Below are 15275 nucleotides of genomic sequence, written 5' to 3'. Positions count from 1 at the left end.
TTCTTAAAACCGATTATCGAGCATTGATATCAAAATCGATAGTCGGCGCTTTATATTTCTCATAAATAGCATCAGATGGTGCTGCTGGAACTTTTTTCGTTCTCGCTACCGCACTTAATGCTGCAGTACAAATATCATCAGGTCCAGAAACACGTTGGTAGCCTAAAATAGTACCATCTCGACCGAGCTGGATTTTAATACTACAAACTTTACCGGCAAAGCTTGGGTCTTTTAAGAAACGGCGTTGAATTTCACGTTTAATGACACCCGCATATTGGTCACCAACTTTACCACCATCTCCAGCACCAAGTCCTGCACCACTACCTTGTGTACCACCTTTATTTGCATTACCACCTTTAGATGCACTACCACCACCGACATCACCGCCGTTCATGAAGTCATCTAAAGCCGCTTGATCTGCTTTACGTTTTGCTGCGTCAGCTTTTGCCTTCGCATCAGCCTTCGCTTTCGCTTCTGCATCCGCTTTAGCTTTAGCTTCAGCCTTCTCTTTCGCCTCTGCATCGGCTTTCGCTTTTGCATCGGCTTCAGCTTTTGCCTTAGCCTTGGCATCCGCCTCAGCTTTCGCTTTAGCATCTGCTTCTGCCTTGGCCTTCGCTTTTGCTTCAGCATCGGCTTTCGCTTTTGCCTCAGCCTTCGCTTTAGCATCAGCTTCAGCTTTTTCTTTTGCTTTTTGAGCTTCAGCTTGTGCTTTAGCTTTTGCTTCTTCCTCAGCCTGTTTAGCGGCTGCCGCTAAACGTTTCGCTTCCGCATCAGCTTTTAACTTCGCTGCTTCAGCGGCTTGTTTTGCTTTCGCTTCTTCAGCTTGTTTCTGCTTTTCTAACGCCTCTTGACGAGCAAGTTCTTGTTGCTGTTTTTGCTTCTCAATTTCTTGCTGCTTTTGTTTTTCAAGTTCTTTTTGACGTTGAATTTCCTGCTGACGCTTAATCTCTTCTTGTTTCGCAATTTCTTGCTGATTTGGTTCAGGTTCTGGCTCTGGTTTTTTCTCTTCGACTACAGGTTCTGGTTTTTTCTGTTTATCAGTTTGACCTTTTTTCTGTTGTTGAATACGTCCCCATTCCTGCGCTGCGCTGCCAGTATCGACCATCACAGCTCCCATGGCATCACCTTCACCTTCTCCACCACCCATTATTTCAACGGTTTGATAAAGAGAGCTCCAAATCAACAAACCAAACAATGCAAGGTGCATCGCAATAGAGATGACAAACTCATTTGCACGTTTTTTTCGTCGATTATTCTGCACGGTTTTACCTACTTATTCTTAAATTGGGTTGGTCATTAAACCCACAGACTTAATGCCGGCAAGATGTAGTAAATTCAGTGCTTTAATCACTTCTTCATAAGGTACATCTTTTGCTCCGCCCACTAAGAACATTGTGTTATTGTCTTTATCAAATTCTTGTTTTGATAATTGGGTTACCATTTCTTCGTTAAGGCCTTCTTGGCGTTGACCACCAATAGAAATCGAATACTGCCCTACACCTGCTACTTCTAAGATAACCGGTGTTTTATCTTCATTTGATACATTTTGACTTTGCACCGAATCAGGGAGTTCCACTTGAACGCTCTGACTGATAATCGGCGCGGTTGCCATAAAAATTAACACTAAAACTAAAAGAACATCGAGAAATGGCACGATGTTAATTTCAGATTTAATGTCTTTACGCTGACGACGAGCCATAATTTCCTCTAAAACTTCGCTAAAATCCACCGCACTTTTCGTCTTATTTATTAAGTGCGGTCAATTTTTCATTTATTTTTAATGGGGCGCTTTACCAAAAGCTTGACGATGTAAAATTGTGGTGAATTCATCAATGAAGTTACCATAATTTTGTTCAATCGCATTTACACGTAAGCTTAAACGGTTATACGCCATTACAGCTGGAATCGCCGCAAACAAACCAATTGCGGTTGCGATCAAGGCTTCTGCGATACCTGGAGCAACCATTTGTAATGTTGCTTGTTTCGCACCACTTAATGCCATAAATGCGTGCATGATCCCCCAAACGGTACCAAATAAACCAATATATGGACTTACAGAAGCCACTGTTGCTAAGAAAGGTACACGACTTTCAAGCGCTTCTACTTCACGATTCATCGCAAGGTTCATCGCACGAGTCGTACCTTTGATAATTGCCTCTGGCGCATTCGCATTCACTTGTTTTAAGCGAGAGAATTCTTTAAAGCCGACAAAGAAAATTTGTTCGCTACCCGTTAATACTTCACGACGATTAGATAAACCATCATAAAGCTTATTTAAATCTTCACCAGACCAAAAACGATCTTCAAAAGTGTTTGCTTCTTTTAACGCGCTCGTCAAAATACGGCTACGTTGAATGATGATTGCCCAAGAAATAATTGAGAACGAAATTAAGATCACAATTACAAGTTGAACAACGATACTCGCTTTTAGAAAAAGATCTAAAAAGTTCAATTCTGCAGTCATTGCATACTCCGAAAAGTTATTTACTTTAAAAATGCCGCTTTTAATTCTTCAGGAATTGCGACAGGTTTCATTTTGCCTAGATCAACACAGGCTACCTTAACAGTAGCCTTTGATAACACCACCGTCTCACGAACTAACCGCTGTTCAAAGAGAATTGTTGCTCCTTTCACTGCCGTTATTTCAGTTTCGACAATAAGATAATCATCCAATTTTGCCGGAATACAATAGTCAATAGACATGGTTTTGACCACAAAAGCTAATTGTTGTTCCTGCAATAATGATTGTTGGGAAAAATTAAGCGTTCTTAAATATTCAGTTCGCGCACGCTCAAAGAAATGTAAGTAACGTGCGTGATACACTACTCCGCCCGCATCCGTGTCCTCATAATAGACACGAACCGGAAAGGTAAAACATTGGTTATTCAAAATAATGCTCAAATTATCAGCCATAACAAGCCACTTATTTTAGAACCTGTTCATTAGATGTGCAAGCTCCAAATAATAATATTTGTCTATCGTTCTTATAAAAACCAATGCTGAACAATAGCAATTATTGTGGTGAAATAACCAATATATGGCAAGAAAACAAGCTGCCATATTGCTCGGCGAATATCGAATCCGATACCGTGGATCCACAAATTAATCAATCCCCAAAAAATCGCAAGAACCCAAGCTGGATGTGCAGTACGAAGTGCGGTCGAAAATTGATTTAAATTTAAAAAGAAAGCCGCGGTTAAAAATAACGCTAAAATAAACGAAAGGGTTCGCAAGGAACCCTTATTACTTAATTGATAGAGTGAATTAATCATCATTACTCGTCAAATTTACCTGACTTTTCTTTGCCAATGGTTAATTTAGCACTCACCATAACTGCAGCCAACACACCCACTACCCAAATTACATATAACATATTGTTTCTCCTTAGTATAATGAGTTTTTGTTGTCTTCAACAAAGCTTTCATCCAAGCGGCCAAACATTTTGTAGTATGACCAAATGGTGTAAAGCAATGAGATGGTAACAAATACTAATGCCAAGTAGAACATTAGAGTTAATGTTAATTCACTTGACGTTGCATCCCACATTAACAAGCTTTGTTCAGGGTGAGTACTTGAAGGCATTACAAATGGGAACATTGATACTGCCGCAGTAATAATCACACCAGCCATGGTTAATACAGAGAAGAAGAACGCAAAACCACAACGATTTGCTTTAGATGCAACTACATTTAATAATGCACCAACCACAGCTAATACGGGGAATGCCCATAAAGCTGGATTTTCATTGAAGTTTTTGAACCATGCACCTGCCTCAACTGCCACTTGTTTACCTGAAGCTGGCGCTGATGCTGCAAAGTGATCAATCGTGCTAGTCACCATATAACCGTCTTTGAAAGAAAGCCACACACCTGCAAGCACAAAAGTAATTAATGTCACTAATGCACCGATTTGTGTAATTGCTCTTGCGCGATCACGCAACGCAGCAGTGGTTTTCATTTGTAACCAGTTTGCACCGTGAGTCACTAACATTGCAAGGCTTAACACACCGCAAAGTAATGCGAATGGGTTTAATAATGCAAAGAAAGAACCTGTGTAAGTTGCTTGTGAAAGCTCATTTAATTCGAATGGCACACCTTGTAATAAATTACCAAATGCCACACCGAATACTAATGCAGGTACAAAACCACCCGCAAACAAACCCCAATCCCACATCGCACGCCATGTTGGATTATCAATTTTCGCACGATATTCAAAACCAATTGGACGGAAGAATAACGCAGCTAACACAAGGAATAAGGCAATATAGAAGCCTGAAAACGCTACAGAATAAACAATCGGCCATGCCGCGAAGATTGCACCACCTGCAGTTAATAACCAAACTTGGTTACCATCCCAGTGTGGAGCAATAGAGTTAATCATAATACGTCTTTCTACTTCTTTCTTACCTGCTACGGGTAAAAGTGCGGTCACGCCCATATCGAATCCATCTGTTACAGAGAAACCGATAAGCAATACAACAACTAGCACCCACCAAATAATACGTAGAATTTCATAATCAAGCATAATCCATCTCCTGCTTATTTAGATGATTGCTCAAAATAGTATTTGCCGGTTTTCAATGCACTTGGACCTAAACGTGCATATTTAAACATCAAATACATTTCCGCAATGATGAAGAAGAAGTAAAGTACACAAATTAAACCGATAGAGAACCATAAGTCACCTACACTCAAGTTAGAGGCAGACACACCTACCGGTAATACTTCATAAATCGCCCATGGTTGACGACCAAATTCAGCTAAGAACCAACCAAATTCAATCGCTAAGAATGGCAATGGAATACCCCAAAGCAATGCTTTAAGTAATAAGCGAGAAGAAGTCACTTTGTTACGTAAATTTTGAACAAATGCACCGAAAGCTAATAAGATAATTAAACCACCTGCCGCTAACATACCACGGAACGCCCAGAAGTTAGGACCTACGTTTGGAATAGTATCACGTGCTGCTTGTTTAATTTGTTCATCCGTTGCATCTACAACTTTATCTGTGTAACGTTTTAATAATAAACCAAAACCTAAATCACCTTTGACTTCATCAAATTTTGCTTTAGTTTCTGGATTTACTTGGCCTGCTGATTTTTTCTCTGCTTTTAATTGTGTGAATAAATCATAAGCAACCATACCGTTACGAACACGACCTTCATTTTTTGCTTGAATTTCTTTCAAACCAACGATTTCAGTATCTAAAGAACGCGTTGCAATTAAACCACCTAAATATGGGATTTCAATCGCAAAATCATTTTTCATTTCTGCAGTATTTGGAATCGCCACTGGGTGGAATGGGGCTGGTGCAGGATGAGTTTCAAACTCAGCTTCCATTGCAGCTAATTTCACAGGTTGCGCTTTACCGATGTCGTAACCTGATTCATCACCCATAATTAATACAGCTGATGCCGCGATAAAACCAAAGGTTGCCGCTACAGAGAATGAACGTTTAGCAAAACCGATATCGCGGCCTTTTAATAAATAGAATGCGCTGATACCTAATACAAACATGGCACCGGTTGTATAACCCGCTGTTAATGTGTGTAAGAATTTACTTTGAGCAACTGGATTTAACCAAAGATCTAAGAAGCTGGTCATTTCCATACGAACGGTTTCAAAGTTAAACTCTGCCGCTACCGGATGTTGCATCCAACCATTTGCCACTAAAATCCACATCGCAGAAAGGTTTGAACCAAAGGCTACGCAGTAAGTTGCGAGTAAGTGTTTACCTTTAGTTAAACGATCCCAACCGAAGAAGAATAGCCCCACGAAAGTGGATTCTAAGAAGAATGCAAGTAATGCTTCGATCGCTAATGGTGCACCGAAAATATCACCTACATAGTGAGAATAATAAGACCAGTTTGTCCCGAATTGGAACTCCATAATAATACCGGTCGTTACCCCTAGAGCAAAGTTAATACCAAATAACTTACCCCAGAATTTAGTCATATCTTTATATACTTCTTTGCCCGTTTTAACATAAATGGTTTCCATGATCACAAGAACGAAAGATAAACCTAATGTTAATGGTACAAAAATGAAGTGATATAACGCAGTTAACGCAAACTGCAAGCGTGAGAGATCAACAACGTCTAACATCTCAACTCCTTGTATAAATCTACAAGATTTTCACTTTATGATTACCAAGGATAATCCCAAATAATCACCCCAAACTACTCAACAAAAATCGTTAAGAAACATTGAATTATTTACGTAATAATTGCCTTTTCTATTCTCAAAACAGAATGCAGTAACCGATTACAATATAAACATTCAAAATTTTGCCCTATTCTACTACTATTTATGAGGATAAAAAATAGAAAAAACCGTTATATTGATCACATTTTTTGATATAAGTTACAAAATACCCTATTTAGCGTAACTACAGCGAAATTGATCTACATCAAATCTTGCATATTTATCTCGAATGAAAAAATTTATCTCTATCATAAGGAAACTTTATCGAAAAGAAATAGACAAAATAACCACTAGACAGGGCGACAAGATTTTGCTATTTTTTAGCCTAATGATATTTGGAAAGATTTGTAGGGATTTACAATGAAGAAAATTTGTGTAATTTTGACCGCACTTTTCGGTTCGATGGCACTATCAGCCACTGCAGCACCTATTACAGAAAACAAAGCTGCTCTTCCACAACAATGCACACAGTTATTTAAAGAAACAGAAAATTTGATTGCCCAAGCAGAAAAACAGCCTGGCACTCATACTCAAGTAGGCAAGATCAAAAGCAAACTTAATCAAAGCAAGCAGCAAATTCTTGAAATGGAATTAGCAACTCAACAAAAAAGCTGTGATGTGGGTTTAGCAAGATTAAATAGCATGAAGAGCTATACTGAAGGAACTAACTAAGCAGGTTTCAAAAAGAAAGGACATATTGATATCAATATGTCCTTTTTTTATATCGCTTATTCTGATGGCTTCTGAAGTCCAAAGTGTCGATAAGTTAATGAAGTCGCAATTCTACCTCGAGGCGTACGCTGCAAAAAGCCTTGTTGAATCAAGTAAGGTTCTAAAACATCCTCGATAGTGTCTCGTTCTTCACCTATTGCTGCTGCCAAGTTATCTAATCCAACTGGACCACCATCAAAACGTTCAATCACAGCGGTAAGTAATTTTCTATCTAAGTAATCAAAACCTGCATCATCTACATCTAACATTGAAAGCGCTTGTTTAGCAATGTCTGCTGAAATAATGCCATCATTACGCACATCTGCAAAATCTCGAACGCGACGTAATAAACGGTTTGCAATACGAGGCGTACCACGTGAACGACGCGCGACTTCAAAAGCGGCTTTATCTTCTAATGCTAGATTTAAGCAAGAGGCACTTCTTGTCACAATAGAAGTTAAATCTTCAACGGAATAAAATTCTAAACGCTGAACGATTCCGAAACGATCACGTAATGGCGAAGTTAACGAACCTGCCCGAGTTGTTGCACCAACTAATGTGAAAGGTGGCAAATCTAATTTAATCGAACGCGCAGCAGGCCCTTCACCAATCATAATATCCAGCTGATAATCTTCCATTGCTGGATAAAGCACTTCTTCAATCGCAGGAGAAAGACGGTGAATTTCATCAATGAATAACACATCATGGGGTTCAAGATTTGTCAGCATTGCCGCTAAATCACCCGCTTTTTCAAGTACAGGTCCTGATGTGGTGCGGATATTAACACCCATTTCATTTGCCACAATATTAGCTAGCGTCGTTTTTCCTAAACCTGGAGGACCAAAGATCAACAGATGATCTAAAGCATCTTGACGCAATTTTGCGGCCTTGATGAAAATATCCATCTGCTCTCGCACTTGTGGTTGTCCCACATAGTCGGCTAAAAGCTTTGGACGAATCGCACGATCGATGACATCTTCATCCATTTTTGCCTGACTGCTAATAATTCTATCTGCTTCGATCATATCTGTTTAATCTTTATAACGCGGCTTTTAAAGCTTCGCGAATTAATTGCTCACTGGTTAAGTCTGCTTTAGCCACTTTTTTCACCATTTTTTCAGCATCGGTTGGTTTATAGCCTAATGCAATCAATGCAGCAATCGCTTCATCTGCTGAGCTTTCAGCTTGGCGTAATTCTGAAGTTGAAGGAATATGTTTGCTCTCCACAAAGAAATCACTTTGACGAACATCTTTAAACTTCCCTTTTAACTCCACCAATAAACGTTCAGCCGTTTTCTTGCCCACACCTGGAATTTTAACTAATTTTGATAGTTCTTCTCGCTCAATAGCGTAAGCAAACTGCTCTACTGACATAGCTGATAAAATCGCGAGTGCCAATTTAGGTCCAACACCATTGGTTTTAATTAATTCACGGAATAAAGTGCGGTCAGTTTTTTGGGCAAATCCAAAAAGAAGATGAGCATCTTCACGTACAACAAGATGGGTAAATAAAGTGGTTTCTTGTCCGATTTCAGGTAAGTCATAAAAACTGGTCATCGGTAACAATAATTCGTAACCGACGCCTTGTACATCAAGCAAAATTTCAGGAGGTTGTTTTTCTAATAAGATGCCTTTTAAACGACCGATCATAAGATTTCCATGTAAAAAATTTTTGCATAGAATAAAATAAAACTGGATATTAATCCAGTTAAATTTTTAATCTAAATCGACCTCGGCTATACCTTGTTTTTAAAAGTGCGGTCATTTTTTCGTGAGTTTCTGTGGTTTTGACCGAGCCCGCAATATGTAAGGAATGCTGAATAGTGTGAGCATGAGTGATCGCAATGGCCAAAGCATCTGCCGCATCTGCTTGTGGTTTGTCTGATAGCTTCAAAATTCGTGTCACCATATCTTGTACTTGAACTTTATCTGCAGAACCAATCCCTACGACAGTCTGTTTCACCAAGCGAGCCGCATATTCAAATACAGGTAAATCATGGTTCACTGCTGCCACAATCGCCGTACCACGTGCTTGCCCCAGTTTTAAAGCTGAATCCGCATTTTTAGCCATAAACACTTGTTCAATGGCAAACATATCGGGCTGAAATTGTGTAATGATTTCTGTCACACCGGCATAAATTCGTTTTAATCGTGTAGGTAAATCCTCGACCTGCGTGCGGATTGCTCCACTGCCGAGATATTCTAAATGGCGACCATTTTGTCTAATCACACCATAGCCCGTTACACGAGAACCAGGGTCAATGCCTAAAATAATACTCATAAATTCTCAAAAATAAACGGCCGGTCAATGCCGGCCGTTTTTAGCGTTAATTATTGGTTTGCTTTTGCAGTTGCTTTTGCATCTACATCACAGTTTTTCACAACAATTTTATCTGCTTTTTTGCCTTTGATTAAAAGATTTACTGGCACAACAGAATCGAATTTATCTAAAGTTAAACCACTGTCTACGTTCCAAACATATTTGCCAGAAGTAAATGAAGTGAAGTCTTTTTGAGCTGCATCACGAGCAAAATCTTTCGCAACAACTTTGTTGCCTACCATTACCATTGCCGCTGTTGGCTCTTGGTTTTCGAATTGATAAACTGCAGTTACAGTTTTCTTGTTACAAGTATAAACTACTGTTTTATCCGTTACAGTAGGTGCTGCAGTTTGCTCTGCCTTGTTTTCCATTTTTGGTGCATCGCTTGCACAAGCTGATAAAACAACAAGAGCGGCCATTGCAGGTAATACTTTAGCTAATTTCATTCTAAATCTCCTTAAAATTACAGCTGAGCTGCAACTTCATCACTAATTTCACCGTTATGATATACGTTTTGTACATCGTCACAGTCTTCTAACATGTCAATTAAACGCAACAATTTAGGCGCAGTTTCAAGATCAAGATCAACCGTTGTTGATGGAATCATTGTGACTTCTGCGTTATCAATTTTAAATCCTGCTGCTTCGATTGCATCGCGCACAGAACCTAAATCTTCCCACGCAGTATAGATTTCGAATGAACCATCATCTTGTGGCTGAATATCATCCGCACCGGCTTCGATTGCCGCCTCCATTAACGCATCTTCTTCACCTTCGCTAATTAAAATCAAGCCTTTTTTGCTGAATAAATAGCCCACAGAACCTTCAGTCCCTAAGTTACCACCACATTTAGTGAAACTTGGGCGAACCTGTGAAATGGTTCGATTTGCGTTGTCACTTAGACACTCAACCATCACAGCAGTTCCACCCGGACCATAACCTTCGTAAATTCTTGTTTCCATATTGGTGTCATCACCACCGCCCACACCGCGTTCAATCGCACGGTTAATGGTGTCGCGAGTCATGTTGCTTGATAAAGCTTTATCTACTGCTGCACGTAAACGCGGGTTTGCACTGACATCACCGCCACCAATTTTTGCAGCAGTGACTAATTCACGAATTAATTTTGTAAAAATTTTACCGCGTTGCGCATCTTGTGCTGCTTTACGGTGTTTAATATTTGCCCACTTACTATGGCCTGCCATGTTGTTTTCCTTCTTATCTTAAAAACGTTTGTAAATTATACCCTCTTCTATAGAGGAAAGCCGTTCATCAAATATTTTTTGATAGCCTCGGCATTATTCGGCGATTTCATCATTTGGATCGCTTGTTCAGGTGAAACCCATAGATACGCCAAATGCTCACTTAATATCGGCTCAAATTCCTGCTCAACTGCCAATAAAAACCAATGTTCATGACAGTGAGTCACATTCGGTGCGTATTTATAGCGGAAATGCGGGAAAATTTCAAATTCTATGCTCTTTTTGCAATCAAAAAGTGCGGTCGAATTTTCTTCTATTTTTAATCCAACTTCTTCCCAAACTTCCCGAATGGCGGTTTCTCTTGGTGTTTCATTTCTTTCTAATGTCCCCGTAACAGATTGCCAAAAAGTAGAATCATCTTGACGTTGAAGCATAAGAACACGATGCGTGCTTTCCGCATAAATTACCACGAGAACCGATTGATTATTTTTATATTTCAAACTAGTCATCTGTATAATTGAGAATGGGCAGCATCATACCTTTTCTACTAAAAACTTTCAAAAAAATTACCGCACTTTAAAACTAAAGTGCGGTAATTATCTCAATTATTTTAGTTTAACCAGCCAGCTTGTTGAGCAATAAACAATCCTGCAAAGGCGGTTAAGTAGAATAATCCTATAAGGGATAACCACAATAAGCCGCCTTTTACACTGTGTTTCGCGTGCTTAGTCAGAGATAAATTCAACCAAGCGAAGATTGGCGCAGAAACAAATGAAGCAATCATCGCAAATTTCAGCATTGGACCCACTGCATTATTAAAGTAGAAAATAATCGCTAAACCCGACAATGCGGCTAAAATCATGCCAATGTTTAAAACTCTTACTGAGCTTTCTTGTTTACCAGACAAAATACGTACTGCTTCAACATTAGTACGAGAATAACCATCAATTACCGTAATTGTTGTACCAAACATACACATAAACGCAATCACCGCAATTAATAAGCGAGACCATTCACCGATAGTACTTGCATACATATTGATAAGTTGGGCGATATATTTTCCACCCACCATCTCTACGGTTTCTGGCGAACCATATTGTACTAATGCACCAAGGGCTAAGAAAACAACAGCTAAAATGGCAGTACCGATGTACCCCACATTAAAGTCAAACAAACCATCTTGATAAGACACTTTGGTTAAACGGCGTTTTGCCACCACCCACATTGAGTTAATTGCAGAAATTTCAATTGGTGCAGGCATCCATCCCATCAAAGCAACTAAAAACGCTAATTTACTTAATTCCCATGGAGAAGGCGCGACAAAATCAGGTGCAGCTACGCCATGGATACCATTACGCATAAAGGCGATCACTACAGCGCTCACGGTGGTTACCGTTAAAGCAATCATGATAATTTTCGATAAGCTATCTAATAGACGGTATTTCCCTAACAATAAAATGCCGGTTGTCACAAGGATCACTAATGAGCTCAATACTGGCATTGGTAGAGGGATTGGGGTGATAAACGTTAAAATTGCTGCTGTTAATAACCCTACTGCAGCAGTATTAATCACAGTCGCAAAAATGTTTAAAGCAAGGAATAACCAAAGATAGAATTTCCCTTTTTGACGGTAACCTTCTAACAAGGTATTCCCCGTATCTAAGGTATATTGAACACCGAAACGGAAGAAAGGATATTTGAATAAATTAGCAAGAATAACAATGCTCACTAATTCCCAACCATAGATCGCACCGGCTTGGGTGGATGCAATAATATGTGAACCACCAACAGCTGCTGATGCCATCACGATTCCAGGGCCTAAGGCAGAGAATTTACTCGCCCATGTTGATTTTTCTACTGGAGTTGAAACTTCACTCATAAAATTTTCTCTTATAAATTGACCATAAACCGAAAAAGGCCTTATTTATAATAGAATTTTATTCTTGAGTAAAGTAAATAAAATTCACTTTAAAGATTCAACAAAGAATAAAAATCTAATTATTCTAATTTTTTAGAATATAAGTTCAAAATAAATAAAATCACCACATATTCATGCCAGAAAAGTAATGTGTTTAAGTGAATAAAATTTTTTCAATAAAAAGAAAGTGCGGTCAAAATTGACCGCACTTCTTTATTTTTTAATATTGGCAAAACTACTCAGCTTTAGTCACTGCAATACTCAACTCACCTAATGCCTGCGGATTCGCAAAACTTGGCGCTTCTGTCATTAAACAAGCTGCTGCCGTTGTTTTCGGGAATGCAATCACATCACGGATATTTTCAGTGCCAGTTAAAAGCATCGTTAAACGGTCTAAACCAAATGCTAAACCTGCATGTGGCGGTGTACCGAATTTTAATGCATCCAATAAGAAACCGAATTTTTCACGTTGTTCTTGTTCATTGATACCAAGAATGCGGAATACGGTTTGCTGCATTTTCGGATCGAAAATACGGACAGAGCCACCACCTACTTCGTAGCCATTAATCACCATATCGTAAGCATTTGCTACCGCACTTGTTGGATCTGCTTCTAATTGCTCAGGACTAAAATCTTTTGGTGAAGTGAATGGGTGATGCATTGCAGCAAGATTACCCTCTTCATCACGTTCAAACATTGGGAAATCGATCACCCAAAGTGGTTGCCACTCATCTAAACGAGTTAAGCCAAGATCACGACCTAATTTCAAACGTAACGCGCCCATTGCATCCGTGGTGGTTTGCCATTTGTCTGCACCGAAGAATAAGATATCGCCAGTTTGAGCTTTCACACGTTCAGCTAAGGCTTTCCATACATCTTCATTTAAGAATTTCGCAATCGGGCTTTGTACGCCTTCAAGACCAGCATTAATGTCATTTACTTTTGCCCAAGCTAAACCTTTTGCACCGTAAATGCCAACAAATTGTGTATATTCATCAATTTGTTTACGAGTGATTTCTGTGCCATTTGGTACACGAATGACTGCCACACGGCCGTTTGGATTGTTTGCTGGCTCATTAAATACTTTAAATTCAACGTCTTTAACGATATCAGCTACATCGACTAATTCAAGCGGGTTACGCAAATCTGGTTTATCTGAACCAAAACGAGTCATCGCTTCTTGCCAGGTCATTTGTGGGAATTTACCTAAATCCACACCAATGATGTTTTGCCATAAACCGTGCACCATGCGCTCCATGATCTCACGTACTTCTGGCGCAGTTAAGAAAGAAGTTTCCACATCGATTTGAGTAAATTCAGGCTGACGATCCGCACGTAAGTCTTCATCACGGAAACATTTCACGATTTGATAATAACGATCAAAGCCAGACATCATTAAAAGCTGTTTGAAAAGCTGTGGTGATTGCGGTAATGCATAGAATTTGCCTTTATGTACACGGCTTGGCACTAAATAGTCACGCGCACCTTCTGGTGTCGCTTTAGTAAGCATTGGAGTTTCGATATCAAGGAAACCATTGTCATCCATAAAACGACGCACAAAACTGGTGATTTTCGCACGAGTTTTTAAACGTTGAGCCATTTCTGGACGACGTAAATCTAAATAACGATATTTTAAGCGTTGTTCTTCTGTGTTGTTTTGGTTGAAGTCTAGTGGTAAAGCGTCAGAAGCATTGTAAATGCGTAATTCTTTCGCCAATACTTCTACTTCGCCTGTCGCCATATTTTTATTAACTTGATTATCAGGACGCGCGATCACTTCACCTTTAATTTGAATACAAAATTCATTACGTAAGCCTGAAGCTGCAGTTAACGCTTCTTGATATTTAGGGTCAAAACAAACTTGCACAACACCATCACGATCACGCATATCAATAAAAATTAAACCACCTAAATCGCGACGACGGTGAACCCAACCGCTTAATGTTACTTCTTGTCCAATATGGTTGCGGTTTAATGCACCGCAATAATGTGTACGCATCATTTCTATATTCCTTTCATTTTTCTAAAAATGGATAATTAACGCGTTGATTATACGGAAAAAGACGTGCCTTTTAAATTGAAAAGCGAAATTTATTTGATCCTTTAAAAACTTTCACTAAAATGACCGCAGTTTTTTGCATTTTATCTAAATAAATTCCCTCTCAAGACAACGATAGAACTCAAGAATGATGAAAGATACAATTTTTGCCGCCCCGATTGAAAAACTGGGCGATTTTACTTTTGATGAAAGCGTAGCGGAAGTTTTTCCCGATATGATTCAACGCTCTATTCCGGGCTACTCCAACATTATCACCGCGATTGGTATGTTGGCTGAACGTTTTGTGACTGCCGACAGCCAAGTCTATGATTTAGGCTGTTCACGCGGTGCGGCAGCCCTTTCTATGCGACGTAATATTAAACAACCTAATGTGAAAATTATTGGTGTCGATAATTCTTTGCCAATGGTGGAACGCTGCCGTCAGCATGTGGCGGCTTATCATAGTGATGTGCCCGTAGAAATTCTTTGCGATGATATTCGTCAAATTGAAATTAAGAACGCCTCAATGGTGGTGCTCAACTTCACGTTGCAATTTTTACCACCAGAAGATCGTGTAGCCTTGCTCACAAAAATCTACCAAGGTTTAAACCCAAACGGTGTATTGGTGCTCTCTGAAAAATTCCGTTTTGAAGATGAAAAAGTGAATGAGCTGCTTATTGATCTCCACCACCAATTCAAACGTGCTAACGGTTATAGTGAACTTGAAGTAAGTCAAAAACGCACCGCACTTGAAAATGTAATGCGTACTGACTCAATTAACATCCACAAAGAGCGGTTAAAAAACATCGGATTTTCACATGTAGAATTATGGTTCCAATGTTTTAACTTTGGATCGATGATTGCGGTGAAATAAACTGAAAAAA

Annotated in this window: 18 protein-coding genes; 2 read left to right on the top strand and 16 right to left on the bottom strand. The window is 39.3% G+C overall.

All coding sequences use genetic code 11. The features are described from left to right. Positions 1 to 13 precede the first annotated feature (13 nt). From tolA to HMPREF3279_RS07520, 8 genes are all read right to left on the bottom strand, one after another. Positions 14 to 1261 (bottom strand): cell envelope integrity protein TolA, encoded by a 1248-nt coding sequence (gene tolA, locus HMPREF3279_RS07550; protein WP_070868776.1) that lies wholly within the window; start codon positions 1259 to 1261, stop codon positions 14 to 16. Between the two features lie 18 nt (positions 1262 to 1279). After that, the gene (gene tolR, locus HMPREF3279_RS07545; protein ID WP_032803822.1) at positions 1280 to 1699 is read right to left on the bottom strand and encodes a colicin uptake protein TolR; all 420 of its coding nucleotides are present in this window, start codon (positions 1697 to 1699) and stop codon (positions 1280 to 1282) included. 78 nt (positions 1700 to 1777) lie between these two features. Beyond that, entirely contained in the window at positions 1778 to 2464 is a 687-nt protein-coding gene (gene tolQ / locus HMPREF3279_RS07540) for a protein TolQ (RefSeq protein ID WP_049369196.1), read from the bottom strand. Positions 2465 to 2484: 20 nt separating this feature from the next. Beyond that, positions 2485 to 2913 (bottom strand): tol-pal system-associated acyl-CoA thioesterase, encoded by a 429-nt coding sequence (ybgC, locus tag HMPREF3279_RS07535; RefSeq protein ID WP_005696676.1) that lies wholly within the window; start codon positions 2911 to 2913, stop codon positions 2485 to 2487. Positions 2914 to 2984: 71 nt separating this feature from the next. Beyond that, complete coding sequence (gene ybgE, locus HMPREF3279_RS07530; protein ID WP_070868775.1) at positions 2985 to 3272, bottom strand: cyd operon protein YbgE; 288 nt, start codon at positions 3270 to 3272, stop codon at positions 2985 to 2987. A gap of 2 nt (positions 3273 to 3274) precedes the next feature. After that, positions 3275 to 3373: a cytochrome bd oxidase small subunit, CydX/CbdX family gene (locus HMPREF3279_RS10105; RefSeq protein ID WP_101494276.1), complete on the bottom strand. Its 99-nt coding sequence runs from the start codon at positions 3371 to 3373 to the stop codon at positions 3275 to 3277. A gap of 11 nt (positions 3374 to 3384) precedes the next feature. Next, a complete protein-coding gene (cydB, locus tag HMPREF3279_RS07525; protein ID WP_070868774.1) occupies positions 3385 to 4524 on the bottom strand; it encodes a cytochrome d ubiquinol oxidase subunit II in 1140 nt (379 codons plus the stop codon). Positions 4525 to 4538: 14 nt separating this feature from the next. Next, complete coding sequence (locus HMPREF3279_RS07520; protein WP_070868773.1) at positions 4539 to 6104, bottom strand: cytochrome ubiquinol oxidase subunit I; 1566 nt, start codon at positions 6102 to 6104, stop codon at positions 4539 to 4541. Positions 6105 to 6563: 459 nt separating this feature from the next. On the opposite strand from HMPREF3279_RS07520, the gene HMPREF3279_RS07515 reads away from it, so the two are divergent. Next, positions 6564 to 6875, top strand: a complete 312-nt coding sequence (locus HMPREF3279_RS07515) for a DUF5339 domain-containing protein (RefSeq protein ID WP_070868772.1) — start codon at positions 6564 to 6566, stop codon at positions 6873 to 6875. Between the two features lie 56 nt (positions 6876 to 6931). On the opposite strand, the gene ruvB is transcribed toward HMPREF3279_RS07515, so the two are convergent. From ruvB to aspS, 8 genes are all read right to left on the bottom strand, one after another. After that, a complete protein-coding gene (ruvB, locus tag HMPREF3279_RS07510) occupies positions 6932 to 7939 on the bottom strand; it encodes a Holliday junction branch migration DNA helicase RuvB (protein WP_070868771.1) in 1008 nt (335 codons plus the stop codon). Positions 7940 to 7952: 13 nt separating this feature from the next. Next, entirely contained in the window at positions 7953 to 8564 is a 612-nt protein-coding gene (gene ruvA / locus HMPREF3279_RS07505) for a Holliday junction branch migration protein RuvA (protein WP_049366387.1), read from the bottom strand. A gap of 58 nt (positions 8565 to 8622) precedes the next feature. Then, the gene (gene ruvC, locus HMPREF3279_RS07500; protein ID WP_005697069.1) at positions 8623 to 9195 is read right to left on the bottom strand and encodes a crossover junction endodeoxyribonuclease RuvC; all 573 of its coding nucleotides are present in this window, start codon (positions 9193 to 9195) and stop codon (positions 8623 to 8625) included. A 50-nt stretch (positions 9196 to 9245) separates the two neighbouring features. Next, positions 9246 to 9680, bottom strand: a complete 435-nt coding sequence (locus HMPREF3279_RS07495; protein WP_049372933.1) for a hypothetical protein — start codon at positions 9678 to 9680, stop codon at positions 9246 to 9248. Between the two features lie 17 nt (positions 9681 to 9697). Next, positions 9698 to 10438, bottom strand: coding sequence for a YebC/PmpR family DNA-binding transcriptional regulator (locus tag HMPREF3279_RS07490; RefSeq protein WP_049372934.1), 741 nt, complete (start codon positions 10436 to 10438; stop codon positions 9698 to 9700). 47 nt (positions 10439 to 10485) lie between these two features. Continuing rightward, positions 10486 to 10944, bottom strand: coding sequence for a dihydroneopterin triphosphate diphosphatase (gene nudB, locus HMPREF3279_RS07485; protein ID WP_070868770.1), 459 nt, complete (start codon positions 10942 to 10944; stop codon positions 10486 to 10488). A gap of 101 nt (positions 10945 to 11045) precedes the next feature. Further along, on the bottom strand, positions 11046 to 12314 hold the full coding sequence (locus HMPREF3279_RS07480) for an NRAMP family divalent metal transporter (protein WP_070583071.1): 1269 nt from the start codon (positions 12312 to 12314) through the stop codon (positions 11046 to 11048). 274 nt (positions 12315 to 12588) lie between these two features. Then, positions 12589 to 14355: an aspartate--tRNA ligase gene (aspS, locus tag HMPREF3279_RS07475; RefSeq protein WP_070868769.1), complete on the bottom strand. Its 1767-nt coding sequence runs from the start codon at positions 14353 to 14355 to the stop codon at positions 12589 to 12591. Between the two features lie 184 nt (positions 14356 to 14539). Here aspS and cmoA point away from each other — a divergent pair, with 184 nt between their 5' ends. Continuing rightward, positions 14540 to 15265 carry a carboxy-S-adenosyl-L-methionine synthase CmoA gene (gene cmoA, locus HMPREF3279_RS07470; RefSeq protein ID WP_049381649.1) on the top strand — a complete coding sequence of 242 codons (726 nt, stop codon included), beginning with the start codon at positions 14540 to 14542 and terminating at the stop codon, positions 15263 to 15265. The last annotated feature ends 10 nt before the right edge of the window (positions 15266 to 15275 follow it).

The organism is Haemophilus sp. HMSC71H05, assembly GCF_001838635.1.
GTDB lineage: Bacteria > Pseudomonadota > Gammaproteobacteria > Enterobacterales > Pasteurellaceae > Haemophilus_D > Haemophilus_D parainfluenzae_R.
Note: the sequence above shows the minus strand (reverse complement) of the source record. Positions and strands in the feature narration are given on the sequence as shown.

Coding starts and splice junctions, on each gene's coding strand:
- tolR (WP_032803822.1), bottom strand. CDS start 1,699: ATGGCTCGTCGTCAGCGTAAAGACATTAAATCTGAAATTAACATCGTG.
- tolQ (WP_049369196.1), bottom strand. CDS start 2,464: ATGACTGCAGAATTGAACTTTTTAGATCTTTTTCTAAAAGCGAGTATC.
- ybgC (WP_005696676.1), bottom strand. CDS start 2,913: ATGGCTGATAATTTGAGCATTATTTTGAATAACCAATGTTTTACCTTT.
- ybgE (WP_070868775.1), bottom strand. CDS start 3,272: ATGATTAATTCACTCTATCAATTAAGTAATAAGGGTTCCTTGCGAACC.
- HMPREF3279_RS10105 (WP_101494276.1), bottom strand. CDS start 3,373: ATGTTATATGTAATTTGGGTAGTGGGTGTGTTGGCTGCAGTTATGGTG.
- cydB (WP_070868774.1), bottom strand. CDS start 4,524: ATGCTTGATTATGAAATTCTACGTATTATTTGGTGGGTGCTAGTTGTT.
- HMPREF3279_RS07520 (WP_070868773.1), bottom strand. CDS start 6,104: ATGTTAGACGTTGTTGATCTCTCACGCTTGCAGTTTGCGTTAACTGCG.
- HMPREF3279_RS07515 (WP_070868772.1), top strand. CDS start 6,564: ATGAAGAAAATTTGTGTAATTTTGACCGCACTTTTCGGTTCGATGGCA.
- ruvB (WP_070868771.1), bottom strand. CDS start 7,939: ATGATCGAAGCAGATAGAATTATTAGCAGTCAGGCAAAAATGGATGAA.
- ruvA (WP_049366387.1), bottom strand. CDS start 8,564: ATGATCGGTCGTTTAAAAGGCATCTTATTAGAAAAACAACCTCCTGAA.
- ruvC (WP_005697069.1), bottom strand. CDS start 9,195: ATGAGTATTATTTTAGGCATTGACCCTGGTTCTCGTGTAACGGGCTAT.
- HMPREF3279_RS07495 (WP_049372933.1), bottom strand. CDS start 9,680: ATGAAATTAGCTAAAGTATTACCTGCAATGGCCGCTCTTGTTGTTTTA.
- HMPREF3279_RS07490 (WP_049372934.1), bottom strand. CDS start 10,438: ATGGCAGGCCATAGTAAGTGGGCAAATATTAAACACCGTAAAGCAGCA.
- nudB (WP_070868770.1), bottom strand. CDS start 10,944: ATGACTAGTTTGAAATATAAAAATAATCAATCGGTTCTCGTGGTAATT.
- HMPREF3279_RS07480 (WP_070583071.1), bottom strand. CDS start 12,314: ATGAGTGAAGTTTCAACTCCAGTAGAAAAATCAACATGGGCGAGTAAA.
- aspS (WP_070868769.1), bottom strand. CDS start 14,355: ATGATGCGTACACATTATTGCGGTGCATTAAACCGCAACCATATTGGA.
- cmoA (WP_049381649.1), top strand. CDS start 14,540: ATGATGAAAGATACAATTTTTGCCGCCCCGATTGAAAAACTGGGCGAT.